The organism is Curtobacterium sp. MCPF17_051 (genome assembly GCF_003234595.1).
Classification (GTDB): Bacteria; Actinomycetota; Actinomycetes; order Actinomycetales; family Microbacteriaceae; genus Curtobacterium; species Curtobacterium flaccumfaciens.
The window spans coordinates 232283-258085 of sequence record NZ_QKSE01000002.1; the positions used below are offsets into that span (position 1 = coordinate 232283).

Below are 25803 nucleotides of genomic sequence, written 5' to 3' on the forward strand. Positions count from 1 at the left end.
CCCCACGGGGGCGTCCGCGCTCCCACTAGGCTGGTCGGCATGACAGACGGCCCGGATGCAGCACGCATCCGGGCCGTCGTCGTCGATGATGCCGTCCTGCTGCGCGAGGGCCTGGCCCGCGTGCTCGACGAGGCCGGCATCGACGTCATCGGGCAGTACTCCGACGCCCGGGCCTTCCTGGCCACCCTGCCCGAGGGTGCACCCGACGTCGTGGTGATGGACGTGCGGATGCCGCCGACCTTCACCGACGAGGGCGTCCGCGCCGCCGTCGAGACCCGCCGGATCGCTCCACGGACAGGTGTGCTCCTGCTGTCCCAGTACGTCGAGGCCACCTACGCCGAGGACGTCCTCGCCGCCGGCGCGACCGGCATCGGCTACCTGCTCAAGGACCGCGTCACCCGGCTCGAGGAGATCGACGACGCCGTCCGCCGCATCGCCGCCGGCGGCACCGTGCTCGACCCCGAGGTCGTCACGCAGCTGATGAGCCGCCGTCGCGACCCGCTCGCAGCCCTGACCCCGCGCGAGCGTGACGTGCTCGGGCTGATGGCCGAGGGCCGCACGAACGCCGCCATCGCCCGAGCCCTGGTGATCGGCACCGGCGCCGTCGAGAAGCACGTGTCGAGCATCTTCGGCAAGCTCGCACTCGAGGACACCGGAGAGGACCACCGCCGTGTCCTCGCCGTCCTCGCCTACCTGGGATGAACCGGGTCCCCGCGCCCCTGCTGGCCCTCACCGCGATGGTGTCCGTCCAGCTCGGCGCCGCGATCGCGAAGACCCACTTCGACGACGTCGGCGCGGTCGGGGCGGCCACGCTCCGGCTCGTCATCGGTGCCGTCGTGCTCGCCCTGGTGATCCGCCCGCGGATCCGGCACTGGACGCGGGCGCAGTGGCTCGGTGCGATCGGGCTCGGCCTGGCGCTCGGCGGCATGAACGTCTTCATCTACCTGTCGTTCGCGAGCATCCCGATCGGTGTCGCCGTGACGATCGAGTTCCTCGGGCCGCTCGCCCTGTCGCTCGTGCACACCCGGCGCTGGCGCGATGCGCTGTGGGCCGTGCTGGCGCTCGCCGGGGTCGTGCTGCTCGGCGTGGGCCCGACCGCGGTGACCGAGGTGGGCGGTGTCGTCTGGGCGGTCCTGGCCGCCGGGTGCTGGGCGGGCTACATCGTGATGAACCGGCACGTCGGCGCCGCGATCCCCGGCGTCGACGGGCTCGTCGTGTCGATGGTGGTCGCGATGCTCGTGTCGTTGCCGTTCGGGCTCCGGTCCGCGGTCGACGGCGTCCTGCACGAACCGACGCTCCTGCTCGTCTTCGGTGCGGTCGCCGTGCTGTCGAGCGTGCTGCCGTACGCCCTCGAGATGCTCGCGCTCCGCCGGATGCCGACGCGGGTGTTCGGCGTGCTGCAGAGCCTCGGCCCGGCGATCGCCGCCCTGGCCGGCCTGGTGGTGCTGGCCGAGGGGTTGACGGTGCTCGAGACGGTCGCCCTGGCGTGCGTCACCGCCGCGAGCGTCGGCGTGACGATGTCGGCGCGTCGCCGACGCGGCGGACCGGTGGGGTGAACGAAGAGGAGGCCCGGATCACGTCCGCCGACAGCGGTGCGTGATCCGGGCCTCCTGGGAGAAGACCGTCTACTCGTCGCGCAGGAAGTCTGCGTACGTGGGTTCCGACTGCTCGCCCGACAGGAGGGACGGATCGTTGATCCGACGCTCGATGTAGGCGCTGATGACCTCGGGCGGGGTGAGCACGTGGGCGACCCAGGACGGCACCGCTGCGTTCTTCATGGTGCCTCCTTCTGGAACAGGGGTCCGGACCGGATGCCTCGATCAGTGAGTTACTTGCTGAACCCGTGTTCGCTAAACCATCCTCGGGGTGCGGGCGGAAGTCAACGCAGTGCGCTCTGCGGACTCCGGTTCGCGCTGTCCCGGTCGGCACGGAGCGTGCGGTGCTTCACCGCGGAGCGCCACACCCACGCCTCGGCCTGCTGCCCGAACTGCGCCCACTCCACCAGCACGGCGTCGCGGGTCCAGCTCTTCGCGAAGGCCTTCACCCGGACGTGGAAGGTCGGGAACTGGACCCACGCCCAGACCGGCTTCGGGGTGACGGCGTGGCAGACGTCACCGCCGCGGGCGTCCTCGGACAGGGAGTACGCGCGCGGACGCTCCACCTCCGGGTGTTCCGGGGGCTGCCACCGGTTCTCACGACGCCGTCCCACGACGGTATTCGAACGTGTGTTCGAACGACAGTCAAGTCGACCGCGTCGTCTGGACGAGCACCCGGGGCCGGACGGGCGTGTCGTCGGGGCGCCGAACGGTGGGGAGCGTGTTCCCCTGGCGGGGTGCCGGGGCATAGGGTGCGGGCATGCAGAGCAGCACGGGGGTACGGGTGGTGTCGGCGGCCGCGGTGGTGGCGGCGCTGGTGTTCGGGGCGGCCGGACTGGTCGGGACGGTCTGGTTGGCGCCCTGGGACCTGCCCCGCGGGCTGCTCCTCGGCGCCACGGTCGTCGCCGGCATCGCCGCCGTCGTCGTGCTCGTCGCCGCGGTGCGTGCTCGGGACCGCCGGGCGCTCACGTTCGCGGTGTCCGTGCTCGCGTTCGCGCTCGTGTCGCTGGTTCCCGGCCTGTTGATCGACGTGTTCCTCGTCGTCGCGCAGGCGGCGCTCGTGGCCTTCGGCGTCGTCACCGTCCGGAGTGCACCGGGTGTGCAGCGGGCCTTTGGCTGGATCGTCACGGTGGCGGCTGCGGCGTGGTTCGTCACCGCACTGCTGTCGGAGACCGTGCTCCTCACGGCGCTCCCGCAGGAGTCGCTCGGCGTGGCCTTCGCGGTCCCGGGGCTGCTGCAGGCCGTCGCGTACCTGGCTGCCGCGGTGCTCGTCGCGGTGCCGCTGCTGCGCCCGGTGGGCCGCGGCGTCGGCGTGCTGTGGGCCTCGGCCGAGGTGCGCTGACCCGGACTCTCTCCCCCTCAGCCCGCGCGGGCGGCCAGGCGCTCGGAGCGTCGGCGTGCCTGCTCCCCGGGGTCCGGCACCGGGGCGGCCTGGATGAGCCGTCGTGTGTACGGGTCCTGGGGCGAGCGCAGGATGGCGTCGCGCGTCCCGTGTTCGGCGACCCGGCCGCCGTGCAGCACGACGACCCGGTCGCACAGGGTGTCGACCACGGCCAGGTCGTGCGTGACGAACAGGCACGCGAACCCGAGGCGCTCCTGCAGCTCGCGGAACACGTCGAGCACGCGAGCCTGCACTGACACGTCGAGCGCGCTCGTCGGCTCGTCGGCGATCAGGAGCGCGGGGTCGAGGGCCACCGCGCGGGCGATCGCGACGCGTTGCCGTTGGCCACCGGAGAGTTCGTGCGGGTAGCGCTCGGCGTACCCACCGTCGAGACCGACGTCGGCGAGGAGCCGCTCGACACGCTCCTCGACCTGCACCGGCGGCAGCCGGAGGATCTGGCGGAGCGGCTCGGCGACGGTCTGCCCGACGGTGTACCGCGGGTTGAGCGACCGGAGCGGGTTCTGGAACACCACGCCGACGTGCTGGCGCATCTGCCGGCGGGCGGTTCGTCGTGCGCCGGCGACGTCGGTGCCGTCGACGACCACCGAGCCCGAGGTGATCGGCGCGAGTCCGACCGCGGCTCGGCCGATGGTGGTCTTGCCGCTGCCGGACTCCCCCACCAGGCCGACGATCTCGCCACGGCCGACGGTGAACGACACGTCGTCGACGGCGCGGAAGCGCCCGCGCAGGGCGCCGCCGTACTCGACCACGAGGTGCCGGACGTCCAACACGGCGGCCGGGGGCTCCGTGGCGGGGCCGAGCCGGGCCTCCTGGCCGGACCCGGTGCCCATCCGCGGGACCGCAGCGAGGAGTTCCCGCGTGGAGTCGGCGGACGGTGCGGCGAAGACCGCCTCGGCGGTGCCGGTCTCGACGACGCGTCCGCGGCGCATCACGACCACGCGGTCGGCGAGGTCCGCGACGACACCCATGTCGTGGGTGATGAGCAGGATCGCGGTGCCGGTGCGCTCGCGCAGCGCGCGGAGGACGTCGAGCACCTCGGCCTGCACCGTGACGTCGAGGGCGGTCGTCGGCTCGTCCGCGATGAGCAGGTCCGGGTCGGCGGCGAGCGCCATCGCGATCATCACGCGCTGGGCCTGCCCGCCGGAGAGTTCGTGCGGGTACTGGCCCAGGCGGCGTTCGGGTTCGGGGACCTCCACGGCGCGGAGCAGCTCGAGCGAGCGCTCCCGGACGGCGGCGCGGTCGTGCGGGCCGTCAGTGCGTCGGACGGCCTCGGCGAGCTGGAACCCGATGGTGAACACCGGGTTCAGGGCCGCGGACGGGTCCTGGAAGATCATCGACACGCTGCGGCCCCGGACCGACCGGAGGGTGCGCTCGTCGGTGCCGATGACCTCGAGGTCGCCGAGCCGGATGCTCCCCGAGGCGTGCGCACCGTCGGGGGCGATGCCCATCGCGGTCATCGCGGTCATGCTCTTGCCGGAGCCGGACTCCCCCACGACCGCGACGACCTCGCCCCGGGCGACGGTGAACGAGGCGTCGTCGACGGCGCGGACGACCTCGCCGTCGACGTCGAAGGTGACGGTGAGGTGCTCGACGATCAGGACGTCGGTGGTGCCGCTCATGGGGTCTCCGGGGGGTCGGTGTCGTCGCGGGCGGCCTTGAAGGCCTCCCACTCCTCGAGCATCTTGCGGTGGTAGCCCTGCAGCCACTGCATGTAGTCGCGGCCGTTGAGCAGGCGCTCGCGGACCTCGGCGTCCACGTCGCCCGTGCCGGTCCGGCCGGCACCCTCGACGACGGCGAGTCCGCGGCCGATGATGTCGCGCTGCCGGTCGAGGTACTTCCGTTCGCTGGCGAGCCAGGAGCCCCAGACGTCGGCCTCGGCGCGGAAGTAGTGGCTGCGCTCGCCGGGGACGATGTGGCGCTTCACGAACCCGGAGTCGACGAGCCGCCGGGTGGCCATCGACACCGACCCCGAGCTGGCGCCGAGCGCTGCCTGCAGGTCGGACGACGACGAGTGCGGTGCGCGGGTCATCATCAGGTAGCCGAGCACCCGGGCGTCGGTGAGGGGCATGCCCGCGCCGTCGTTGAGCATCAGGGCGAACTCCTCGACGAACGCCTGGCGCTCCGGTCCGAGCAGCCGGTCGTCGTCGGGGGCCCCGTCGCCGGTGCCCCTGTCGTCGGTCACGAGGCGAGCCCGGCGGCCACCTCGGGTCGCTCCTCCGGGATCGACCACGGCTCCTGCGACATGCCGCCGCCGCCGCGGATCGCCCGGACGGTGCCGTCGTCGTCGCGCGTGTAGGTGATGTCCTCGTCGACCGAGCCGAAGCGGTTGCCGTGGGTCATCCGCAGGGTGTCGGCGTCGACGACCTCGAGCCGGGTGGGGGTGTCCATCGGTTCGGGGCCGGACGGGTCGACCTCGACGAGCCGGTCACCGATCCGGGCGACGTCGGTGACGCCCCACGGGTTGGCGAAGCGCCCGGTGAAGGCGGCGGTGTCCACGTCGTCGGGCACCGGGGTCCCCGGGGCATCGGCGTCGGCTGCCGCGTCGAGCATGGCGATGACCGCGGTGGCGATGAGCGTGGCGGGTCCGGCGGCGGCACTCGTCAGCACGGACACGACGAGCCCGGACGCCGGGTCGAACATCGACTGGGTGATGTGCCCCGGGAACCCGCCCGAGTGGCCGCGGATCTCCCGTCCGCCGATCCGGTCGACGATGAAGCCGGCGCCGTAGCCCCGGGCGGCGGGGTCGTCGGTGGCGCTCCAGGCCTTCCGCTGCGCGAGGCGCTTGGAGTGGTCGTCGAGCAGGGTGCCCTGCCCGATCACGTGCTGCGAGAAGTAGCGGACCAGGTCGGACGCGGTGCCGTGGAACCCGGTGGCGGCGGCCATCGCGCGGGTGTCGACGTGGTCGATGCGCTGCCGGTGCCGCGCGGTGTGGAAGCCGGTGTACCCGACCACGAAGTCGTCGGCGCGTGCGGGGTCCCAGTCGGGGCCGGTGTTCCGCAAGCCCAGGGGTTCGGTGATCGACTCCCGCACGAAGTCGTTGTACGACCGCCCGGACACCGCGGCGATGACCAGGCCGAGCAGGGAGTAGCCGAGGTTCGAGTAGTTGAACGACGAGCCGGTCGGCACCTTCTGGCCCCGGTCGAGGACGAGCGCCAGGAGTTCCTGCTCGTCGGGGAACGGCCGGAGCAGGGACCAGTAGTCGCCGTCGTGCCCGTCGCGGATGACGCCGGCACCCATCTCCATGAGCTCGCGCAGGGTGGCGTCGGCGAGCGGGGAGCCGCCGTCGACCAGCGCCGGGACGTACGTGCCGAGGGTGTCGTCGAGCCGGAGCGACCCGCGCTCGGCGAGCTGCAGCAGGGCCGTCGCGGTGAAGGTCTTCGAGTGCGAGGCGATGCGGAACAGGTCGGTGGTGGTCAGCCGGCGTCCGGCCTCGACGTCGGCGTAGCCCCAGGCCTCGTCGAACAGGACCTCGCCGCCGTACCCGACGGCGACCTGCACGCCGGGCACCCGCAGCTGCCACACCTTGTACGACACCCACTCACGGATGTAGGGCAGGGTCTTCCGGTACGCGGAGAGGGTGTCGGTCACGGTGGTCCTTTCGAGAACGGTTCTGCAGCGAGTCTGGCGTGTCAGCGCCGACGTGGGTCGAGTGCGGCGCGCAGCGTGTCGCCGAGCGCGATGACGGCGAGCACGGTCACGGCGAGGAACGCCGCCGGCGCGATGAGCATGTGCGGGGCCCGGAGGAACTGCGACGTCGCCGCGGACAGCTGCAGCCCCCACGAGATCGCCGGACGTTCCAGCCCGATGCCGAGGTAGGTCAGCGACGACTCGGACACGACGACCCCGCCGACGGTGATGGTGGCGAGCACGAGCAGCGGCGAGATCGACGACGGCAGCACGTACCGGGTGGTGATCCGCCACGTCGACAACCCCATCGTCCGGGCGGCGAGCACGAACTCGGCGCCCCGGACGCTGCGGACGCTCGACCGCACGAGCCGGGCCATCGTCGGCCACCCGAACAGGGCGAGCACGAGCGACACCGTGAGCACCGACCGCTCCCCCACGCTGTTCAGCACGACGACGGCGCCCAGCAGGAACGGGAAGCCGAGGAACACGTCGGTGAGCCGGGCGAGGACGGCGTCGACCCACCCGCCGACCATGCCCGCGACGGTCCCGACGACGACCGCGACCATGCCGGCGAGCAGGGTCGTGAGCACCGCGACGGCGATCGACGACCGCGTGCCCCAGACGACGTTCGCGTACACGTCGCAGCCCTGCAGGTCGAAGCCGAACGGGTGCCCGGCGGTCGGTGACGCCCCGCTCCGGCCGAGGTCGCACACCCGGGGGTCGCCGTGGCCGAACAGCCCGGCGAACAGCTGCGGGAACGCCGCGATGAGCAGGACCACCACGAGCACCGACCCGGGCACCCAGAACCCCGGCGTCCGTGCGGCGGCGAGCAGTGGCCGGCGCCGGACTCCGACGACGGGTTCGACGGTGGCGCCGAGGGCTTCGGTGGTCATCGGGAGGCTCCTGTCCGGACGCGCGGGTCGAGGGCGGCGTGCAGCAGGTCGACGAGCACGCTCGTGACGAGGAACACCAGGATGAGGGCGGTCGAGATGCCGACGACGACGGCGCCCTCGTGCGAACGGATGCCCTGGAACAGCAGGTTGCCGACACCCGGCAGGTTGAAGATGCCCTCGATGATGACGGTGCCGCCCATCAGGTACCCGAGGTCGGTCGCCAGGTAGGTGGCGGTGGGGATGAGCGAGTTCCGCAGCACGTGCACGCCGACGATCCGGCCCGGCGCGAGCCCCTTGGCACGGGCCGTCCGCACGTAGTCGGCGTCGAGCGTCTCGATCATCGACGTCCGGGTGAGTCGGGACACCGCGGCCAGGCCGAACAGGGCGATCACGAACGCCGGCAGGACGTACGCGGTCGGCCACCCGGCGGTGACGCCCGCGACGGGGAACCAGTGCAGCCGCACCGAGAACACCAGCTGCAGCGCCACGCCGAGCACGAACACGGGCACGGCGCCGACGACGATGGTGCCGACGAGCACCGTCTTGTCGAGCACGGTGCCGCGCCTGAGCGCCGAGACCACGCCGAGCCCGATGCCGAGGACGATCTCGAGCGCCCATGCGCTCAGCGCCAGCGTGATCGTCACGGGCCACCGCGAGGCCATCTGCTCGCCGACGGACTGCCCGTTGAAGTCGGTGCCGAAGTCACCCCGGAACAGGCCGCCCAGGTACTGCACGTACTGCAGCCACAGCGGCTGGTCCAGGTGGTACTCCGCCCGCAGCGCCCGCACGACCGAGTCGGTGAGGGGGCGCTCGCCGCCGAGCGCCTTGATCGGGTCGCCGGGCAGCGCGAACGTCATCGCGTAGATCAGGAAGGTCACCCCGAGGAACACGATGACCAGGCCGCCGAGTCGGCGACCGACGGCGAGCGTCGGACGCATCACGCGCCTCCCGGCTCTCCCGTGGTGACCAGTGACGGTCTGGGCCCACGCCGCCGGTTCCCGGCCGACGCGCCAGCGGCGGACGGGCCGTGCCGGTGGGGAGAGGCGCGGGTCGGGTCCGCCACGTGCGCCGCGCAGGCGAGGATCGCCCCGTACTGCACGCCCACGAGCTTCCCCACCGGGATCGGCTGCGCACCCGTCGACGCGTCCGCCTGCCAGTGCGCGTACCGCTCGGCCAGGCGGTCGCGGAGCCGCCGGAGCGGCGCGGACGCCGTGCCGGCGGTCGTCTCCGCCTCGACCGCACGCAGGAGCATGCCGCCGTAACGCAGGCGGAAGCAGCGGACGAGGTCCTCGCAGCCGAAGCGCTCCGCGACGGTGGCCGTCCGGTCGGCCGGTTCCCGCTCGGCCCGGCGGCGGTCGGTGTCCGCGATCCCGACGAGCATCGGGACGAACGCCCGGGAGGCCTCGACGAACGGGGACGGGATCGAGAGCATCGGAGACGCCTCGTCGAGGAACGCCTGCAGTTCCGCACCCGAGGCACCGAGCTCGTCCGCGCACCGGCGCAGCAGGTCGGCGTACGACTCGTCGGTCGGGGTCTGGTCGTCGGCGTCGGGGTGGCTCCAGTACGGCAGCTCGGCCACCACGCAGAGGGCGCCGTGGCGCATCGCCCACGCCGCGCTCGACCCGCCGTGGATGTGCTCGCCGGGATCCACGCCGAGCTCCTCGAGGTAGGCGTACGCCGTCTCGATGCCGTCCATCGCGAACACCGCCGGGCCGAGCTCCCGCAGGTACGGGGACTCCGGCTCCCCGGTGTCGAGCGGCAGCCCGAGTGCGGCCGGCACCGCGTGCAGGGTGTCGACGACGTCGGGCAGGTCCTCGGACAGGTAGTAGTAGACCCCGCCCATCTCGCCGTTGTGCAGGCTCACGAGCAGGTCCGGCGCGGTGTCGTCGATGAGCCGCATGAACGCGAGCGTCTCGGGCAGCACCTGGTCGAAGTACACCGACTTGTAGCTGTTCGGGAACGTCCACTCGACCTGGCTGTCCGGGGCTGGCCGGTAGAAGTGCCGCGAGTAGGAGACCCGGTCGTGCGGGTCGTGGAACCAGGCCTCGTTGAGCCGCATGCCGTCCGGGTCGATCGTCGGGACGATGTGCCAGGTGACGTCGAGCCCGGCCACCCGCTCGTCGCCGAGGGCCGTCTCGGCGAGGTGCAGCGCCGTCCACGAACCGATCGGCTCGTTCGGGTGCACCCCGCCGACCACGACGGCCGCGTGCGACCCGGTGCCGATGCGGTAGCTGTGCAGGGGTTCACCGAGGCGGCTCGTTCCGATCCGGGTGACCGTGACCCGGTCGGGGTGTGCCGCGGCGAGCGCGGCGAACCGTGCGTGCAGGTCGTCGACGAGCGGGAAGCCGTCGCGGTCGGGGACGTCGCGGACCAGGTCGAGGACGGTGTGCTGCTCCATGCCCGCCCTACTTCACGGCGATCTGCGCGATCACGGGGCTGCCCGCCACCGCCGGCAGCTTCGCGATCTTGTCGCTCGTGACGTACGAGTACTTGTCGAAGAAGGTCGGGACGATCGGGAAGTCCTCGAGGACCGCCTCCTGCGCCTTCGTGTAGTACCCGTTCGCCTCGTCCTGGGACCCGGCCGAGTCGGCCTTCGCGAGCAGCGAGTCGACGTCGTCGGACTGGTAGTAGCCGGTGCACGGGGAGCAGCCGCCGGCCGTGGTGAACAGCGCGCGGAGCGTGTTCTGCTGGCTGATGTACAGCGCACCCCAGTGGCCGAAGTGCGGGCCGGCGACGGTCTTGTCGGTGAGCTCCGAGTAGTAGGACGCCCAGTCGGTGGTGGCCTTCGCCTCGGCGTCGACGCCCAGGTTCTGCCGGATCTGGTTGGCGTACGCCTCGTACAGGGAGTCGAGGCCGGTGCCGCCCGGGTAGACGAGCGTCATGGTGCCGTCGAACCCACCCGCGCTGGCGAGGAGCTTCTTCGCCGCTGCCGGGTCGAACTCGCAGGCGTCGCCGCAGATGCCCTCTTCGGTGCCGGACATCGAGGGTGGGGTCAGCGCGGTGGCCGGGTCGTACAGGCCGCCGTAGATCGCGTCGTTGACCTCGTCACGGTCGATCGACATCGAGATCGCCCGGCGCACGTCGGGGTCGGAGTACCGGTCGTCCCACAGCGGGAACCCGAGGTAGTCGATGCCGGGGGCGTCGAAGGAGTGCAGGCGGTCGCCGAAGTCGGCCTTCGCGCTCGTCATCTTGTCGGTCGGCAGGAACAGCACGTCGGCGTTGCCGGCCAGGACGTCCGTGTAGGCGGTGTTCATGTCGGAGTAGCTGCGGAAGGTCACCTCGTCGGTGGCGGGCTTCGTCCCCTCGTAGTCCGCCCAGGCCGTGACGGTGAACTCCTGGTCCGCCTTCCACGCCTTCGTCATCTCGTACGGGCCGTTGCCGATCGGCTTCTCGTCGTACGCCTCCAGGTCGTCGTAGGCGGCCTCGGGCATGGGGTAGAACGCCGTCTGGGCCTGGCTGAGCTGCAGGGGGAACTGGCTGTCCGCGTGGGTGAGCGTGACCGTGAAGGTGTCCTTGCCGGTGACCTCGAGCCCCGACATCTCCTTGGTCTTCGGGGTGCCCTTCGCCGGGTTGAGGTCGGTGTACCCGACGATCCCGGCGAGCTGACCGCTGTTCTCCCACGCGTTCGGGCCGTAGGCGACGTGGTTCCAGGCCTTCACGTAGCTCTCGGGTGTGACGGCCTCGCCGTTCTGGAACGTCCAGCCGTCCCGCAGTGTGATCGTCCAGGTGGTGGCGTCATCGCTCTCGACGCTCTTGGCCGCGACGTACTGCAGGTCGCCGTCGGCGTCGGTCTGGGTCAGCGGCGCGAAGACGCTCATCACCTGGTCGAAGGCCACGGTCTGCCGGCCCGGGGTCAGGTGGTCGGGCTCGCCGGTCGCGTAGACCAGGCTCGAGGGAGCGTCGTCGTCGGCCGCGCCACCCGCCGAACAGCCGGTCGCCAGCAGTGCCAAGGTTGCCGCCGCGGCCAGCGCGGCGATCGTCCTGCGTCGCATGATCTCTCCTCGATCGGGTGCGGCCGGATCCCTGCCCGGTCGTCGTGGTGGGAAAGCTAGGACGGTTCGAATCCCGACCACAAGACTTCTTTCAATGCGCTCTGAGAGTTTTACCGCGTAGAAACACTGACGAAACGACACCCGTCGCGTGACCGGGCCCGTTGTGCCACGCTCGGAGCATGCGCCACACACCGCACTTCCTGATGACCGACGTCGACGAGGTCCGACGCCTCATCACCGGGAACCCGTGGGCGACGATCGTGTCGCACACCGCGGCCGGGCTGGTCGCCTCGCACTACCCGGTGCTGCTCGAGACCCCCGGTCCCGACGACGACCCGGACGCCCTCGTCCTGGTGTCCCACGTCGGCCGCCCCGACGAGGTCGCCCACGAACTCGGACAGCACGAGGTCCTCGTCGTGTTCCAGGGCCCGCACGGCTACGTCTCCCCCGCCTGGTACCCGCCGGAGCAGTTCGTGCCGACCTGGAACCACGTCACCGCCCACGTCTGGGGCACCCCCGAGATCCTGTCCGACGACGAGAACTTCCGGGTGCTCGGCGAGCTCGTCGACCACTTCGAGCGGGTCATGCCGTCGCCCGTGTCGTTGCAGATCGACGAGGAGACGGCCCGCCGGATGGCGAAGGGCACCGTCGGCATCCGGATCCGCATCACCCGGTTCGACGCCCGCGCCAAGCTGTCCCAGAACAAGGCCCCCGAGGTGATCGACCGCATCGTCGCCGGCCTTCGGGGCGACGGCCCCTACGCGTCGCCGGCGCTCGCCGACGAGGTCGAGCGGGTCAGGCCGGTCCCGTCCCCGGCGAACAGCCTGGGGGGACGGCGGGGATGAGCGAGATCCTGCTGCGCACCGTCCGAAGGGTGGGCACCTCCGGGGCCCCTGCCGACGTCCGCGTCGTCGACGGGCGGGTCATCGAGATCGCGCCGGCGGGCACGCTCGACCCCACGAGCGTCGACACCGACGTGGTCGAGGCCGCCGGTGCCTGGCTCGGCCCGGGGCTCCGCGACCACCACACGCACTTCGACCAGTGGGCGCTCGTCCGCCGCCGTGTCGACGTCACCGACTGCGACTCCGCCGAGGCGACCGCCGACCTGCTCGCCGCCGTCGCACGGGCGGGCGTGGCGAACCGCGTCCTGGTCGGACACGGCTACCGCGACGGGATGTGGCCGCGCCCTGCACGACGCGAGCTGCTCGACCGTGCCGCACCGGGCCTCCCGGTCGTCGTGATCAGCGCGGACCTGCACGCGGTGTGGTGCAACGCGCTGGCGCTCGGGCACTTCTCGGCTGCTGTCGGCCGACCGCTCGACACGGGCGAGGACGGGGTCCTGCGCGAGCAGGACGCGTTCGACGTGACCGGAGCACTGTCGCAGGTGCCTGACGACCTGCTCGACGCCTACGCGGCAGATGCTGCCGAGGCCGCGGCGGTCCGCGGGGTGACGGGCGTGGTCGACCTCGAGATGCGCTTCGGGCTCGACCGCTGGCGCCGCCGGATCCACGCCGGGACCGACGCGATCCGGGTCGCGTCCGGTGTGTACGCGGACGAGCTCGACGACGTGATCGCCCGGGGCCTGCGCACCGGCGACGTGGTCGACGGCACGCGGGGGCTGCTCACGATGGGGCCCTTCAAGGTGATCACCGACGGGTCGCTGGGCACCCGCACCGCCGCGATGACGGACGGCTCCGGCGTGCTCGCGTGGGCCTTCGAGGACCTCGTCGCGATCACCCGCCGGGCCGTCGACGCCGGGCTCGTCCCCGCGATCCACGCGATCGGCGACCGTGCGAACACCCTGGCGCTCGACGTCTTCGAGACCGTCGGGGCCCGCGGCACGATCGAGCACGCGCAGTTGCTCGTCGACACCGACGTCGACCGGTTCGCCCGGCTCGGGGTCGCCGCGTCGGTGCAGCCCGAGCACGCCATGGACGACCGGGACATCGCCGACCGGCACTGGGCGGGGCACACCGACCGGGCCTTCGCCTTCGCGTCGCTCGCACGGGCCGGAGCGCGCCTGCTGCTCGGGTCGGACGCCCCGGTGGCGCCGCTCGACCCGTGGGTGTCGATGGCTGCGGCCGTCGGGCGGGACCGCGACGGGCGAGCGCCGTGGCACCCGGCCGAACGACTCTCGGCACTCGTCGCGTGGCAGGGGTCCACCGACGGGCGGGTCGGGGTGTCCGTCGGCGACGTGGCTGACCTGGTGCTCGTCGAGTCCGATCCGCTGGCGGCACCGTCCGCCGCGCTGCGCAGCATGCGGGTGCTCGGGACGGCGGTCGCCGGACGGTTCACCCACCGGGAGGTGTGAGCGGGCGGGCGTACTTGTTCCCCGTGCGCTACTTCTGGTCCTTCGGGCACCAGTAGAGCTTCCGGCCGGCCATGTCGGCCATCCGGATCTCGGTGCCGCACACCCGGCACGGCTCGCCCTGTCGGTGGTAGACCCAGTGCCGGTCCTTGCGTGAACGCAGGGCCTTCTTGTGGTCGGCTTCGGACAGGTCGTCCATCGTCATCATCAGGCCGTCGCGGACGCCGTCGTGCAGCAGCTTCGACCAGTCGGCCCAGAGCGCCTTGGCCTGCTTGACCGTGATCTTCTTGCCGGGCTTGTACGGGTCGATGCGCTGCCGGAACAGCAGCTCGGCGCGGTAGATGTTGCCGATGCCGGCCACGACGGACTGGTCCATGAGCAGCTGCCCGATCGCGACGTTCCGACGGCGGACGTTGTCGACGAAGGTCTTCTCGGCCTCGGGCCCGTCGTCGTTCATCGGGTCGGGGCCGAGCTTGTCGAGCGCGCGCTGCACCTCGGCCGGGGTCTCCACCACGCAGGCGGTCGGGCCGCGCAGGTCGGCGACGGTGTCCTCGGTGAGGATCCGCACCCGGACCTGGCCGACCGGGTCCGGCGGGAAGGACTCGATCGGGTCCTCCGCCTGCTCCTGCTCGGCCATCCGGTAGCGGGCGAGCCGCGGTGCGCCGATCGAGCTGAGCGACTCTTCGCGGTCGTCGTCGTCGGACAGCGCCTCGGCGGTGGAGATCACGCCCGCGAAGTCCCACGCGCCGTACAGCCCGAGGTGGACGCGGAGGAACAGGTCGCCTTCGAACTCCAGGAACATCTGCTTCGCCACCGCACGCGCGGCGATCATGCGCTTGCCGTTGAGCTGCGCGGCCCCGGCGGCGAAGCGACCCTGGGGGCTCGACACCTCGCAGCGCTTGCCGACGAAGTGCCGGGTGAACTGGTTGGCGATGCGGTGGACGGAGTGACCCTCGGGCATGACTACCGTTCTACCCGGTACCCCTGACGGGCAGGACTACTGGTCGATCTGGCGGCCGGCGATCAGCCCGGTGGTCTCGTACTCGGCGAGCTGGGCGATGCGACGGGCGTGGCGCTCCTCGCCGGAGAACGGCTCGGCGATGAACAGGTCGACGAACCGGATCGCCTCGTCCTCGGTGTGCTGGCGCGCGCCGATGGAGATGACGTTGGCGTCGTTGTGCTGACGGGCGAGCAGGGCGGTCGACTCGTTCCACACGAGCGCAGCGCGGATGCCCTCGACCTTGTTGGCGGCGATCTGCTCACCGTTGCCGGAACCACCGAAGACGACACCGAGGGCCTGGACACCGGCACGCTGGTCCTGCACCACGGCGTGCGCGGCGTTGATGCAGAAGGAGGGGTAGTCGTCGAGCGCGTCGTACTCGGTCGGACCGTGGTCCACCACCTCGTGCCCGGCTTCGGTCAGGTGGGTTGCGAGGGTCTTGTTGAACTCGAGGCCGGCGTGGTCCGTTCCGAGGTGGATGCGCATGGACCCGATCATATTCCTGCGGCTCCGGGGCCCGGACCACCACTGCTTTCGGCGCGCGGACCACCACTGCCTACGGCGCGCGGACCACCACTGCCTACGGCGCGCGGACCACCACGACGAGGTACCGGGTGGGGTCCTCGCCGGGGTTGCGGTAGACGACGTCGGCGGGTTCGCCGAGCTCGATCCGGTCCCCCGCGGCCAGGCGCGTCGGCTCGCCGCCGACGACCACCTCGAGCACGCCGTCGACGACCCAGATGCAGTGCCGCAGGAACGCGGTCGCGGACGCCGGGTAGGCCACCTGACGGCCGGCCGGGAGGCGCACCTCGGTGACGTCCGCGGGGAACGCCGCACTCGAGACCGGACGGCGGCGGTACCCGGTGTCGGGATCGGTCCAGGAATCGGCGGTCGCTCCGCGTTGCACCCCACGTGCCTCGTCGGGGTCCGTCGCCCTGGGCACCTCGTGCTCGAGGGCCTCGTCCAGGAGCTGCGAGATCGTCAGGCCGAAGGCGCCCGACAGGCGACCGAGGATCGTCGCGGTGGGGCTGGAGACCCCGCGCTCGACGCGGTTGATCATCGCGCGGGAGACGCCGGACTCCTCGGCGAGCTCGGTGAGGCTCCACTTCCGCTCCGTGCGGAGGCGCTGGAGGCGTTCACCGAGCGCCCGCTGCTCGGCGACCGAGGCGTCGTCGGCGTCGGTTGCGGGATCAGCGTGCGAGTCGTCTACGATGTGAGACATGACGACAGCATATGCGACGAATGGGGTCGTGATCCGCGACTGCACACCGGCCGACCTCGACGTCGTGCACGCCCTGCACGTCGATGCCGTGCTGCACTCCACCGCCATCTGGCAGGACACACCGCACCCGCGCTCGTACTTCGACGGGTGGCTCGCCGAGCGACAGGGTGACGGCTTCCCGGTGCTCGTGGCCGAGGTCGACGGGGTCGTCGCTGGCTACGCCACGTACTCGCAGTGGCGGCCGCACCAGGGGTACCGGCTGACGGTCGAGCACAGCGTCTACGTGGTGGAGGCGTTCCGCGGCCGGGGCATCGCCACGACCCTGATGCAGGCGCTGGTCACACGGGCCACCGCCGAGGGCCGGCACGTCATGATCGCCGGGATCTGCAGCACCAACACGGGGTCGATCGCCCTGCACGAACGCCTGGGGTTCACCACGGTCGCGGTCGTGCCCGAGGTCGGTCGCAAGTTCGACCGCTGGCTCGACCTGACGATGATGCGGCTGCCGCTGCCGCTGGCGTGACGCGGCCGCTGCGGCAGCGGCTGCGGCTGCTGCGGCGTCCCGCCACGTGCGCTTCGCACAGCCGAAGTGCGCGCGAACTGCGCTCTTCCGTGGTGCGGACGTACTTCGGTTGCGCGGTGGGTCGTTGCTGGCCGATGACACTCAGGCGTCGTCCGGCATCGGGATCTCGAGCGGCGGCGGTGACGGTCGGAACGGCGGCGCTGTGTCACCGTGCACGATCGGACGGTGATCGGCGAACCATGCGTACGCGAGCGCTTCGTCAGCCTCAGCCGGGCTCTCGTCGAGGCAGTCGTTGCACCGCGCGTGCCAGCCGGCCTCGTCGTGCCAACGGTGTGGATGGCCCTTGGCGACCCAGTCCGGCGACCACTTCACGTCGAAGGCGTGCACGATCTCAGCGGCGATCCCCCACGCGAGGTTCTTGAGCGCCGCGTCCTCGATGCCCTTGTCCCACGAGAGCCAGCCGTTGCGGAGTTCCTCGAAGACGTTGTCCGCGAGCAGCTCGTGGTTCTTGTCGCCCCACTCGTCGCTCGAGGACCGCACGACGACCGGGGGCACGCTCGAGGTCGTCGCCGGCCATGCCGCGGTCCGCACGTCGTCGGATGCGGCACGGAGCGTCGCGGCTGCGTCCACCACGGCGCTCATGTCGAGACGGATCTCGTCGAGCGACGCGACCGAGACCATGCCGCTCATCGCTCTGCCGCGTGGTCGGCGGTGCGCGCCATCTGATCGTCCGCCTCGTCGACGGCGGCGAGTGCGATCGCACCGGCCGCGCTGACCGCCTGGAGGTGGGTCCCGATCCGCATCGCGGTCCCCGTGCGCGCCGACGCGAACGATCGAAGCGCCGCCGCGATCACCGGCCTTCCGCTCACCGCTCCGGCGAGTCCGTCGAGCGCTCGCTCGAACTCCTCCGCGTGTCGACTGACGCCGGACGCGGCCGTCCGGACGTCCGCGACGGTCCTCGCGGACGCGGCGCGGTCGACGCTGTACGACTCCCCCATGTGGATCCGCATCCCCTGATACTTCACCGACGGAACCCACCACAGTGCCGTCTGGAGGCGCGTGGCGGCGCCGCCACGTGCCTCCAGTCCGTCAGTCGGTGGTGTCGAAGACCGGACCGACCGTGCGCGAGCGCTTGAGCTCGAAGAAGCCGGGGTACTTCGCGACGGCGACGACGCCGTCCCACAGGTCGAGCGCTTCCTGGCCCTTGGGCGCCGGGGAGATGACCGGTCCGAAGAACGCGGTGCCCTCGACCGCGATCACCGGCGTGCCGACGTCCTGGCCGACGCGGTCGATGCCGTCCTGGTGGCTGACGCGCACGGCGGCGTCGACCTCGTCCGTCCAGGCGTACTCGAGCAGGTCGGCGTCGAGGCCGAGCTCGGCGAGCACGGCGGGGACGACCTGCTCCGGGTCGGACTCCTGGCGGTGGTGGATGTGCTCGCCGAGGGCGTCGTACAGCGGCTTGACGACGTCCTGTCCGAGCCGGAGCCTCGCCGCCGTGACGATGCGCGGGTAGACCTGGCCGGCGTGCAGGCGCTCCTTGTAGGTGTCCGGGACGTCCTGGTCCTCGTTGAGGACGAACAGGCTCATCACGTTCCAGGTCACGTCGAGGTCGCGGTGCTCGGCGACCTCACCCACCCAGCGGCTCGTCATCCAGGCCCAGGGGCAGTTCGGGTCGAACCAGAACTCCACGGCGGTGCGCTCGGTGGTGGCGTCGGTCGGGTTGTCCACAGTCGTCTCGGTCACGGTGCGAGCGTACGCGGCGTCGCTAGGCTGGAACCCATCGTCCCGCCGGCGCACGACGCCGTCCGGGCCCCGTACGCGGACACCGATCGTCCGCGTCCCCAGCGAAGATGGAGCGTTGCGTGCCCGGAGAGAACCTCACCCGAATCGAAGCCCAGGAGCGTGCGGCCGTCGTCGCCGTGCAGACGTACGACGTCGAGCTCGACCTGACCCGCGGCGCCGAGGCCTTCGGCAGCACCACGCGGGTGCGCTTCACCGCCACCGCCGGCGCATCGACCTTCATCGACGCCATCACGAAGACCGTGCACTCCATCACGCTGAACGGCACGGCGCTCGACGTCGCCGCGGTGAACGACGGCGTGCGCATCCAGCTCGACGACCTGCAGGAGCAGAACGAGCTCGTGGTCGTCAGCGACGCGCTGTACACGAACACCGGTGAAGGCCTGCACCGCTTCGTCGACCCGGTGGACGACGAGGTGTACCTGTACTCCCAGTTCGAGGTCCCCGACTCCCGACGGATGTTCGCGGTGTTCGAGCAGCCCGACCTGAAGGCCGAGTTCTCCTTCACCGTGACGGCGCCGTCGCGGTGGCAGGTCGTCTCGAACTCCCCCACGCCGGAGCCGCACGTCGACGGCGACGTCGCGACCTGGTCCTTCCCGCCCACCGCGCGCATCTCGAGCTACATCACCGCGCTCGTCGCCGGCCCGTACGAGGTCGTGCGCGACGAGCTGACCAGCCGCGACGGCCGGACGATCCCGCTCGGCGTGTTCGCGCGCAAGTCGCTCGCCTCGTACCTCGACCCCGAGTACGTGTTCGACATCACGAAGAAGGGCTTCGCGTACTTCGAGGAGAAGTTCGACGTCGCCTACCCCTTCGAGAAGTACGACCAGCTCTTCGTGCCGGAGTTCAACGCGGGTGCGATGGAGAACGCCGGCGCGGTCACCTTCACCGAGACCTACGTGTTCCGGTCGAAAGTCACCGACGCCATCAAGGAGCGCCGGGTCGTCACGATCCTGCACGAGCTCGCCCACATGTGGTTCGGCGACCTCGTCACCATGAAGTGGTGGAACGACCTGTGGCTCAACGAGTCGTTCGCCGAGTGGGCCTCGACGATCGCCACGGCCGAGGCCACCGAGTGGACCGAGGCCTGGACCACGTTCCAGGCGATGGAGAAGTCCTGGGCCTACCGCCAGGACCAGCTCCCCTCGACGCACCCGATCGTCGCGACGATCAACGACCTCGAAGACGTCCAGGTCAACTTCGACGGCATCACCTACGCGAAGGGCGGCTCGGTCCTCAAGCAGCTCGTCGCCTGGGTCGGCATCGACGCGTTCTTCGCGGGCGTCTCCGCCTACTTCAAGAAGCACCACCACTCGAACACCGAGCTCCGCGACCTGCTCGTCGAGCTCGAGGCGACGAGCGGCCGTGAGCTGACCGAGTGGTCGAAGCTCTGGCTCGAGACCGCGGGCGTCAACACGCTCCGCCCGGAGATCGAGACCGACGAGTCCGGCGTCATCACGTCGTTCACCGTCCTGCAGGAAGCCCCCGCCGACTACCCGACGCTGCGCCCGCACCGTCTGGCGATCGGTGTGTACGCGTTCCGGAACGACGAGTCCGCACCGTTCGGCGCCGACACGGCATCCGCCGGCGGCAAGCTCGAGCGGGTCCACCGCGTCGAGATCGACGTCGACGGCGCCCGCACCGAGGTGCCCGAGCTCGTCGGTGTCCAGCGCGGCGACCTCGTGCTGCTGAACGACGACGACCTGGCCTACGCCAAGATCCGTCTCGACGAGCACTCCCGGCGCACCGCGATCGAGCACCTGGCCTCGATCGCGAACCCGCTCGCCCGCTCGATCGTCTGGGGTTCGGTGTGGGACGCCACGCGCGACGCCGAGTCCCCGGCGAGCGACTACGTCCGCCTGGTGCTCGGCAACATCGCGACCGAGACCGAGTCGACGACCATCCGCACGACGCTCTCGCAGCTGCTGCTCACCGCACGCAACTACGTGGCACCGGGCTCGGTCGAGGCCACGGTCCGCACCGTCGGCGACACGCTCTGGCAGCTCGCGTCCTCGGCCGAGGCCGGTTCGGACGCGCAGTTCCAGTTCGTGAAGTTCTTCGCGCAGATCCCGTCCACGCCGGAGCACGTCGCGACCCTGCAGGGTCTCCGCGACGGATCGGTCACGCTGCAGGGCCTCGAGATCGACACCGACCTGCGCTGGGAGCTGCTCGAGGGCCTCGTGCTCGCGGGTGCTGCGGACAACGCCGAGATCGACGCCGAGCTCGCCGCCGACAAGACCGCATCGGGCGAGCAGGCCGCGGCCCGCGCCCGGGCGACGATCCCGACGGCCGAGGGCAAGCTCGCGGCGTTCTCGTCGCTGGTCGACTCGTCCGAGCTGCCGAACGCCATCGTGCGCCAGACCACGGTCGGGTTCCAGCACGTGAACAGCCCGGTGCTGCTCGAGGGGCTCGTGCCGAAGTACTTCGAGGTGCTCACGCGCATCTGGGCCGAGCGCAGCTACCACATGGCGGACACCATCGTCTCGGGCCTCTACCCGGCGCCGCTCGCGTCGGCCGAGCTCCGTGACGCCGCGGCCGCGTGGCTCGAGGAGCACCCGGAGACGCCGGCGCTGCGCCGCATCGTGTCCGAGAGCCTCGCGGGCACCGAGCGCGCGCTCCGGGTCCAGGCCGCCGACGCCTGACCCCTGCTCTGATCCGGCGGGGTCTTGGTGTTCCTCCAGGGATGCCGAGGCCCCGCCGCTTAGCATCGACCGGATATGAACCTGGCTGCAGACTCCACCGACGTCCCGAAGTGGGCCTCCAACACCTTCACCCAGTTCGTCGACGCGTGGCACATCCCGATCACGATCGTCATCACGATCCTCGCGGCGATCCTCGTGCGCGTGTTCCTGCGGCGCATGATCAAGCAGGTCGTCGACCGGGTCGTGAACGGTGTCAAGAAGCGTCAGGGCGCTGAGGACACCCAGGCCCTCATCGCCTCGCCCGTGCAGACCGCACGGGTCGTGCAGCGGACCCGAACGCTGGGCAGTGTGCTCGAGAACCTGGCGACGGTCATCGTCGTCGTCATCGCGCTGGCGATCATCATCCCGGTCGCGATCCCGAACGCCGCGGTCGGCATCGTCGGCGGTGCGTCCCTCGTCGCCGCCGGCCTCGCCGTCGGCGCCCAGTCGATCGTCAAGGACCTGCTGTCCGGCGTCTTCATGATCCTCGAGGACCAGGCCGGCGTCGGTGACGTCGTCGACACCGGTCAGGCCACGGGCGTCGTCGAGAACGTCGGGCTGCGCGTCATGCAGATCCGCGACGTGAACGGGATCCTGTGGTTCGTGCCGAACGGCCAGATCCTGCGCGTCGGCAACCTGTCGCAGGGCTGGTCGCGCGTGCTCGTCGACATCACCGTGCCCTACCACACCGACATCGACGCCGTGCAGGACGCCCTGCTCAAGGCTGCCGTCACGATGTCGCAGGAGTCCCGCTGGCGGCAGCGGGTCGTCGAGAAGCCCGAGATCTGGGGCCTGCAGTCCATCACCGACGCCGGCATGGTCTTCCGCCTGGTCGTGAAGACCCGCGCGTCCGAGCTCGACGTCGTCGGCCGGGAGCTCCGCACCCGACTGAAGCACGCCGTCGACGAACTCGGCATCACCCTGCCCGCGATGGCGATGATCATGCCCGAGGGCTGGGAGAACGCCACCTCGATCAACGGCCTGCGCACCGTCCGGACCCAGCCGACGCCGGCACCCACCAAGCCCCGGCGTACCAAGCGCAACATCCTCGGGCAGCCGATCCGCACGGACGACCCCGACAGCGGGAAGGACCCCCGATGATCGACCCCACACCCCCGAGCGGCACGGGCGGGCCCGGAGCACGCGGCTCGCTCGGCACGCCCGGCTCGTCCAGCGCCGTCGGCGTCCCGGCCCAGCCGATCACTCTGCGCGTCGGGGAGCACGGCGCCTCGGCCACGGGGTCGCTGTACGAGCGGATCGGCGGCGCCCCCACCTTCGACCGGCTCGTCCGTCGCTTCTACGAGGGCGTGCAGCAGGACGAGGTCATCTGGCCGATGTACCCGGCCGACGACCTCGAGGGTGCGATCTGGCGCCTCTCCGCCTTCCTGCAGCAGTACTGGGGCGGACCGGGCACCTACAGCGAGCAGCGCGGGCACCCCCGCCTGCGGATGCGGCACAACCCGTTCCGCATCACGTCCGAGGCCCGGGAACGCTGGCTCCACCACATGCACGAAGCGGTCGAGTCGCTCGAGCTCGCGCCCCTCGACGAAGCCGAGCTCTGGGGCTACCTCGACCGCGCTGCCCACGCGATGACGAACACCTTCGACTGACGCGCGCCGGGCGCGACGCCGGCGCGGTGGACGCCGCCCGTGGCGGACGGGAGGCCCGTGGCGGCGTCGCCACGGGCCTCCCGTCCGCCGGTCCCCGCGTTCTCGTGCCCGCGGGACGGCGGCGTCTTCGGCAGCGCGTCTCAGCGCACGTACGAGCCGGAGGCGAGGTCCTCGACCAGGGACGGCCGTGACGGACGCCAGCCGAAGGTCGACCGGGCGTGTGCGCCGGACGCCTCCTGGTGCAGCAGCAGGGCGTCGGCGTACTCCCGCCCGAGTCGTTCACGGCTCGCGTCGACGCTCTCGGGGACGACCGGTGCGCCGTGGGACCCGGCCTCGGCGACCTCTCTGACGGTCGGGTCGTCGCCGGTCGCGGCGACGATGTACCCGTCGGGCTCGCCGCGGTGCAGCGCGAGGACGTAGAGCTCGCCGAGGTCGTCGACGTGCACCGTCGTCCACCGCTGGGAGCCGTCGCCCACCAGCCGCACCGGCTGCTCGCCGTCGCTGACGAACATCGCCGGGATGCCGGCGCCGCGCCCGTACACGATGCCGGGCGCGACGATGGTGCTCCGCACGTCGCTCTCCCGCAGCAGGGCCTCGTTCGGCCCGCGCCAGGCGGTCAACGCCGGCGGGTCGATCGGCGACTGCTCGGAGATGTCCGTCGAGTCGCCGAAGGTGAAGATCCCACCGGTGTGCACGAACGGCTTCGGCGTGCCGGCCAGGGCACCGATCGCGGTGCGGATGAAGCCCGGGTCGACGCCCGGCGCCGATGCCGTGTGGACCACACCGTCGCTCTCGTGCAGCAGCCGTTCGACGACGTCGGTGTCGGTGACGTCGCCGACCAGGGCCCGGCCACCGGCGTCACGGACGTGCTGGGCCTTCTCGTCGGACCGGACGAGCGCGGTGACCTCGTCGCCGCGGGCCACGAGGGAGCGGAGGACGGAGGAGCCGATGTAGCCGGACGCACCGGTGAGGAAGACGTGCATGCGGCCAGCCAACCACGGTGGCCCGGCGGCGTCGCGGTCGTCGTCGCCGTCGTCGCCGTCGTCGTCCCTAGGAGCTCAGGGTCCAGGCGCGGCGCTTGACGAGCACGTGGCCGCGCGAGGTCGTGAGTCGGCTCCACGGACCCGTCTCGAACAGACGGACCGGGTCGTGCCCGAGGAACCCGAGGCTCTCGCCCGCGAAGCCGGCACCGGCGGGCAGGTGTTCGACGCCGGGGACCGGTCGGCCCCAGACCTCGGCACGGATCCGTCGGACGATGGCCTCGCCCGCGTTGGACGGCACGGCGTCGGCGACCTCGGCGATGCCGTCGCGGGTGGCTCGGCGGAGGAGTTCCGGTGAGACGTCCGGCAGCGGGACCCAGCCACCGCGGGGCGGGGAGATGGCCGCCCACGTCACGGTGTGCACCTCGTGCGGCAGCTCGACCTCGATCGGGGTGGCCCGCGTCGGGTCGGCACCCTCGGCGCGTTCGGCATCCTGTGCCTCGGCCAGCAGGCGGAGGCGCTCGAGGAGCGACTGCAGCGGGACCACGGTGTCGATCGACGCGGGCTCGGTGAGCGAGAACGTGCGGAGACCGAGCACCGTCGGCAGTTCGTCGAGCAGCCCGAGCGGGTAGAGGATCGCCGTGTAGACGGCCAGGACGCCGGAGTCGGCGATGAGCCGGACCGAGCCGTCCTCGATCCGAGCGGCACGCCCGAGGTACGTGCGGAGGTCACCGAGTGAGGCGGCGTCGGGAAGCGTGAACGAGTTGCCCATGTCGTCCCCGATCCTACCGGCCATCGGGACCGCGCAGCCTGGGCGCGACGACCTGCGACGGCGGCGGGCAGCCGTTCGTAGACTGCACAGCGTGAACGGCGAACCCGACTTCCTGCGGACCCTGCGACTCGAGGACACCGGCGCGAGCACGGGCGAGACGATCCTGACCGGCGCCAGCCACTGGTCACCCGGCGGACGGGTGTTCGGCGGTCAGGTCCTGGCACAGTGCATCGTCGCCGCGCAGCGCACGATCGAGGGACGCGACGTCCACTCGATGCACGGCTACTTCCTGCGGCCCGGCGACATCGACGTGCCGATCACCTTCGGCGTCGAGCGCATCCACGACGGCCGGTCGTTCGCGGCCCGACGCGTGCAGGCGTACCAGCGCGGTGTCCCGATCTTCTCGATGATCGCGTCGTTCCAGGTGCCCGACACCGGCATCGAGCACCAGGACCCGTACCCGGTGGACACCCCGGACCCGGAGTCCCTGCCGTCGGCCGCGTCGATCCTGTCCGCGATCGACCACCCGGTCGCACGTGCCTGGGCCGCTCGGTCCATCGACCTGCGACACGTCGAGGGACCGGTGTTCGTCGATGTGCAGGGCGAGCACGTGCCGCACCAGGCGGTCTGGTTCCGGGTGCAGGGCGACCTGCCGGAGGACCCGGCGCTCCACCGTGCGGTGCTCGGGTACGCGAGCGACCTGTCGATCCTCGAGCCGATCATGCGGCGGCACGGCGTCGCGTGGGGCACCCCGGGGGTCAAGAGCGCGAGCCTCGACCACGCCATGTGGTGGCACCGCGACGGTCGCGCCGATGAGTGGATCCTGTACACGCAGGAGTCCCCGAGCGCGCAGGGCGGCCGGGGACTCGCGTTCGGCCGGATGTTCTCCCGTGACGGCAAGCTGCTGGCCACCGTCGCCCAGGAGGGCATGATGCGGGTGCCTACGGCCGGCTGAACTGCACCGGTTCCTCGAGGTAGCGCTCGCACGCAGCGCGCTCGGTGTCGGTCAGCCGACGCGGACGGTTCGTCGCCGCGTCGACCATCACGAGTGCGGTCGTCGCCCGTGTGTACAGGACGGCGGGGTGATGCCCCGCCGGCGACCAGACCTCGTACGAGACGTCGATGCTCGCACCCCCGAGCCGCCCGATCCACATCTGGATGTCGAGCGGCTGACGGAGGTACGGGATCGACGCCAGGTACTCGAGGCGCTGGCCCGCGATCACCGTCATGGTGCCCGAACCGGGCCGACCGTCGATGATCGGCTCGGGCAGGCCGCCGTCCGGGTCCTCACCCGGGTCCGCACCCCAGAACCCCACGATGCGCGCTTCTTCGAGCAGGCGCAGCATCGCGGAGTTGTTGACGTGACCGTAGGCGTCGATGTCGCTCCACCGCATGCGG

The 25803-nt window shown here is 71.6% G+C and carries 28 protein-coding genes; 10 read left to right on the forward strand and 18 right to left on the reverse strand.

The genetic code is table 11. From position 1 onward, the window contains the following. Positions 1-39 precede the first annotated feature (39 nt). Positions 40-702 carry a response regulator transcription factor gene (locus tag DEJ35_RS02520; RefSeq protein ID WP_027464682.1) on the forward strand — a complete coding sequence of 221 codons (663 nt, stop codon included), beginning with the start codon at positions 40-42 and terminating at the stop codon, positions 700-702. Next, the gene (locus tag DEJ35_RS02525) at positions 699-1556 is read left to right on the forward strand and encodes a DMT family transporter (RefSeq protein ID WP_111090524.1); all 858 of its coding nucleotides are present in this window, start codon (positions 699-701) and stop codon (positions 1554-1556) included. The genes DEJ35_RS02520 and DEJ35_RS02525 overlap by 4 nt, the downstream gene beginning before the upstream one ends. Positions 1557-1625: 69 nt before the next feature. Here DEJ35_RS02525 and DEJ35_RS17150 read toward each other — a convergent pair whose 3' ends face one another. Together DEJ35_RS17150 and DEJ35_RS02530 are read right to left on the reverse strand one after the other, a co-directional pair. Continuing rightward, positions 1626-1778, reverse strand: a complete 153-nt coding sequence (locus tag DEJ35_RS17150) for a hypothetical protein (protein WP_181430102.1) — start codon at positions 1776-1778, stop codon at positions 1626-1628. A gap of 101 nt (positions 1779-1879) precedes the next feature. Beyond that, positions 1880-2209, reverse strand: coding sequence for a hypothetical protein (locus tag DEJ35_RS02530; protein WP_110859198.1), 330 nt, complete (start codon positions 2207-2209; stop codon positions 1880-1882). 146 nt (positions 2210-2355) lie between these two features. On the opposite strand from DEJ35_RS02530, the gene DEJ35_RS02535 reads away from it, so the two are divergent. Continuing rightward, positions 2356-2937, forward strand: a complete 582-nt coding sequence (locus DEJ35_RS02535) for a hypothetical protein (RefSeq protein ID WP_146244654.1) — start codon at positions 2356-2358, stop codon at positions 2935-2937. Between the two features lie 17 nt (positions 2938-2954). Here the strand turns inward: DEJ35_RS02535 and DEJ35_RS02540 are convergent, their stop codons facing one another. The 7 genes from DEJ35_RS02540 to DEJ35_RS02570 are packed head-to-tail and all read right to left on the reverse strand — an operon-like array spanning position 2955 to position 11509. Beyond that, positions 2955-4616: an ABC transporter ATP-binding protein gene (locus tag DEJ35_RS02540; protein ID WP_111191990.1), complete on the reverse strand. Its 1662-nt coding sequence runs from the start codon at positions 4614-4616 to the stop codon at positions 2955-2957. Continuing rightward, positions 4613-5179: a GbsR/MarR family transcriptional regulator gene (locus DEJ35_RS02545; RefSeq protein ID WP_110859195.1), complete on the reverse strand. Its 567-nt coding sequence runs from the start codon at positions 5177-5179 to the stop codon at positions 4613-4615. The genes DEJ35_RS02540 and DEJ35_RS02545 overlap by 4 nt, the downstream gene beginning before the upstream one ends. Next, positions 5176-6585, reverse strand: a complete 1410-nt coding sequence (locus DEJ35_RS02550) for a serine hydrolase (RefSeq protein WP_258376254.1) — start codon at positions 6583-6585, stop codon at positions 5176-5178. Before DEJ35_RS02550 ends, DEJ35_RS02545 begins: the two co-directional genes overlap by 4 nt. A gap of 41 nt (positions 6586-6626) precedes the next feature. Then, positions 6627-7517: an ABC transporter permease gene (locus tag DEJ35_RS02555; RefSeq protein WP_110859194.1), complete on the reverse strand. Its 891-nt coding sequence runs from the start codon at positions 7515-7517 to the stop codon at positions 6627-6629. After that, positions 7514-8455 carry an ABC transporter permease gene (locus DEJ35_RS02560; protein ID WP_027464675.1) on the reverse strand — a complete coding sequence of 314 codons (942 nt, stop codon included), beginning with the start codon at positions 8453-8455 and terminating at the stop codon, positions 7514-7516. Before DEJ35_RS02560 ends, DEJ35_RS02555 begins: the two co-directional genes overlap by 4 nt. Continuing rightward, on the reverse strand, positions 8455-9915 hold the full coding sequence (locus tag DEJ35_RS02565; RefSeq protein WP_258378414.1) for a M14 family zinc carboxypeptidase: 1461 nt from the start codon (positions 9913-9915) through the stop codon (positions 8455-8457). The genes DEJ35_RS02560 and DEJ35_RS02565 overlap by 1 nt, the downstream gene beginning before the upstream one ends. A 7-nt stretch (positions 9916-9922) precedes the next feature. Then, entirely contained in the window at positions 9923-11509 is a 1587-nt protein-coding gene (locus tag DEJ35_RS02570; RefSeq protein WP_258378415.1) for an ABC transporter substrate-binding protein, read from the reverse strand. Positions 11510-11688: 179 nt separating this feature from the next. Here DEJ35_RS02570 and DEJ35_RS02575 point away from each other — a divergent pair, with 179 nt between their 5' ends. Together DEJ35_RS02575 and DEJ35_RS02580 are read left to right on the forward strand one after the other, a co-directional pair. Further along, on the forward strand, positions 11689-12354 hold the full coding sequence (locus DEJ35_RS02575) for an FMN-binding negative transcriptional regulator (RefSeq protein ID WP_111191991.1): 666 nt from the start codon (positions 11689-11691) through the stop codon (positions 12352-12354). Then, positions 12351-13820, forward strand: coding sequence for an amidohydrolase (locus tag DEJ35_RS02580; protein ID WP_111191992.1), 1470 nt, complete (start codon positions 12351-12353; stop codon positions 13818-13820). Before DEJ35_RS02575 ends, DEJ35_RS02580 begins: the two co-directional genes overlap by 4 nt. 28 nt (positions 13821-13848) lie before the next feature. Here the strand turns inward: DEJ35_RS02580 and DEJ35_RS02585 are convergent, their stop codons facing one another. The 3 genes from DEJ35_RS02585 to DEJ35_RS02595 all read right to left on the reverse strand — a co-directional run bounded on the left by DEJ35_RS02585 (position 13849) and on the right by DEJ35_RS02595 (position 16039). Next, positions 13849-14778: an Fpg/Nei family DNA glycosylase gene (locus DEJ35_RS02585; protein WP_111191993.1), complete on the reverse strand. Its 930-nt coding sequence runs from the start codon at positions 14776-14778 to the stop codon at positions 13849-13851. A 36-nt stretch (positions 14779-14814) separates the two neighbouring features. Beyond that, entirely contained in the window at positions 14815-15303 is a 489-nt protein-coding gene (locus tag DEJ35_RS02590) for a ribose-5-phosphate isomerase (RefSeq protein WP_111192012.1), read from the reverse strand. A 94-nt stretch (positions 15304-15397) separates the two neighbouring features. Next, complete coding sequence (locus DEJ35_RS02595; protein ID WP_111191994.1) at positions 15398-16039, reverse strand: helix-turn-helix domain-containing protein; 642 nt, start codon at positions 16037-16039, stop codon at positions 15398-15400. On the opposite strand from DEJ35_RS02595, the gene DEJ35_RS02600 reads away from it, so the two are divergent. Further along, complete coding sequence (locus tag DEJ35_RS02600) at positions 16038-16562, forward strand: GNAT family N-acetyltransferase (RefSeq protein ID WP_111191995.1); 525 nt, start codon at positions 16038-16040, stop codon at positions 16560-16562. The genes DEJ35_RS02595 and DEJ35_RS02600 overlap by 2 nt on opposite strands. Before the next feature lie 141 nt (positions 16563-16703). Here the strand turns inward: DEJ35_RS02600 and DEJ35_RS02605 are convergent, their stop codons facing one another. The 3 genes from DEJ35_RS02605 to DEJ35_RS02615 all read right to left on the reverse strand — a co-directional run bounded on the left by DEJ35_RS02605 (position 16704) and on the right by DEJ35_RS02615 (position 18305). Continuing rightward, complete coding sequence (locus DEJ35_RS02605) at positions 16704-17252, reverse strand: hypothetical protein (protein ID WP_146244732.1); 549 nt, start codon at positions 17250-17252, stop codon at positions 16704-16706. Further along, complete coding sequence (locus DEJ35_RS02610; RefSeq protein WP_146238490.1) at positions 17249-17572, reverse strand: hypothetical protein; 324 nt, start codon at positions 17570-17572, stop codon at positions 17249-17251. The genes DEJ35_RS02605 and DEJ35_RS02610 overlap by 4 nt, the downstream gene beginning before the upstream one ends. A 79-nt stretch (positions 17573-17651) precedes the next feature. Beyond that, positions 17652-18305 carry a DsbA family protein gene (locus DEJ35_RS02615; RefSeq protein WP_258378416.1) on the reverse strand — a complete coding sequence of 218 codons (654 nt, stop codon included), beginning with the start codon at positions 18303-18305 and terminating at the stop codon, positions 17652-17654. 119 nt (positions 18306-18424) lie between these two features. On the opposite strand from DEJ35_RS02615, the gene pepN reads away from it, so the two are divergent. From pepN to DEJ35_RS02630, 3 genes are all read left to right on the forward strand, one after another. Continuing rightward, the gene (pepN, locus tag DEJ35_RS02620; protein ID WP_111191997.1) at positions 18425-21004 is read left to right on the forward strand and encodes an aminopeptidase N; all 2580 of its coding nucleotides are present in this window, start codon (positions 18425-18427) and stop codon (positions 21002-21004) included. 75 nt (positions 21005-21079) lie between these two features. Beyond that, the gene (locus tag DEJ35_RS02625; protein ID WP_111191998.1) at positions 21080-22144 is read left to right on the forward strand and encodes a mechanosensitive ion channel family protein; all 1065 of its coding nucleotides are present in this window, start codon (positions 21080-21082) and stop codon (positions 22142-22144) included. After that, complete coding sequence (locus tag DEJ35_RS02630) at positions 22141-22653, forward strand: globin (protein WP_375342431.1); 513 nt, start codon at positions 22141-22143, stop codon at positions 22651-22653. Before DEJ35_RS02625 ends, DEJ35_RS02630 begins: the two co-directional genes overlap by 4 nt. Before the next feature lie 140 nt (positions 22654-22793). On the opposite strand, the gene DEJ35_RS02635 is transcribed toward DEJ35_RS02630, so the two are convergent. Continuing rightward, positions 22794-23636 (reverse strand): NAD-dependent epimerase/dehydratase family protein, encoded by an 843-nt coding sequence (locus DEJ35_RS02635; protein ID WP_111191999.1) that lies wholly within the window; start codon positions 23634-23636, stop codon positions 22794-22796. Positions 23637-23703: 67 nt separating this feature from the next. Continuing rightward, positions 23704-24405 (reverse strand): hypothetical protein, encoded by a 702-nt coding sequence (locus DEJ35_RS02640; RefSeq protein ID WP_110859177.1) that lies wholly within the window; start codon positions 24403-24405, stop codon positions 23704-23706. Positions 24406-24496: 91 nt separating this feature from the next. Between DEJ35_RS02640 and DEJ35_RS02645 the strand changes: the two genes are divergently transcribed. Next, positions 24497-25360, forward strand: coding sequence for an acyl-CoA thioesterase II (locus DEJ35_RS02645; protein WP_083404324.1), 864 nt, complete (start codon positions 24497-24499; stop codon positions 25358-25360). Here DEJ35_RS02645 and DEJ35_RS02650 read toward each other — a convergent pair. Then, a complete protein-coding gene (locus DEJ35_RS02650) occupies positions 25347-25799 on the reverse strand; it encodes a thioesterase family protein (protein WP_110859175.1) in 453 nt (150 codons plus the stop codon). The two genes, DEJ35_RS02645 and DEJ35_RS02650, sit on opposite strands and share 14 nt — an antisense overlap. Between the last annotated feature and the right edge of the window lie 4 nt (positions 25800-25803).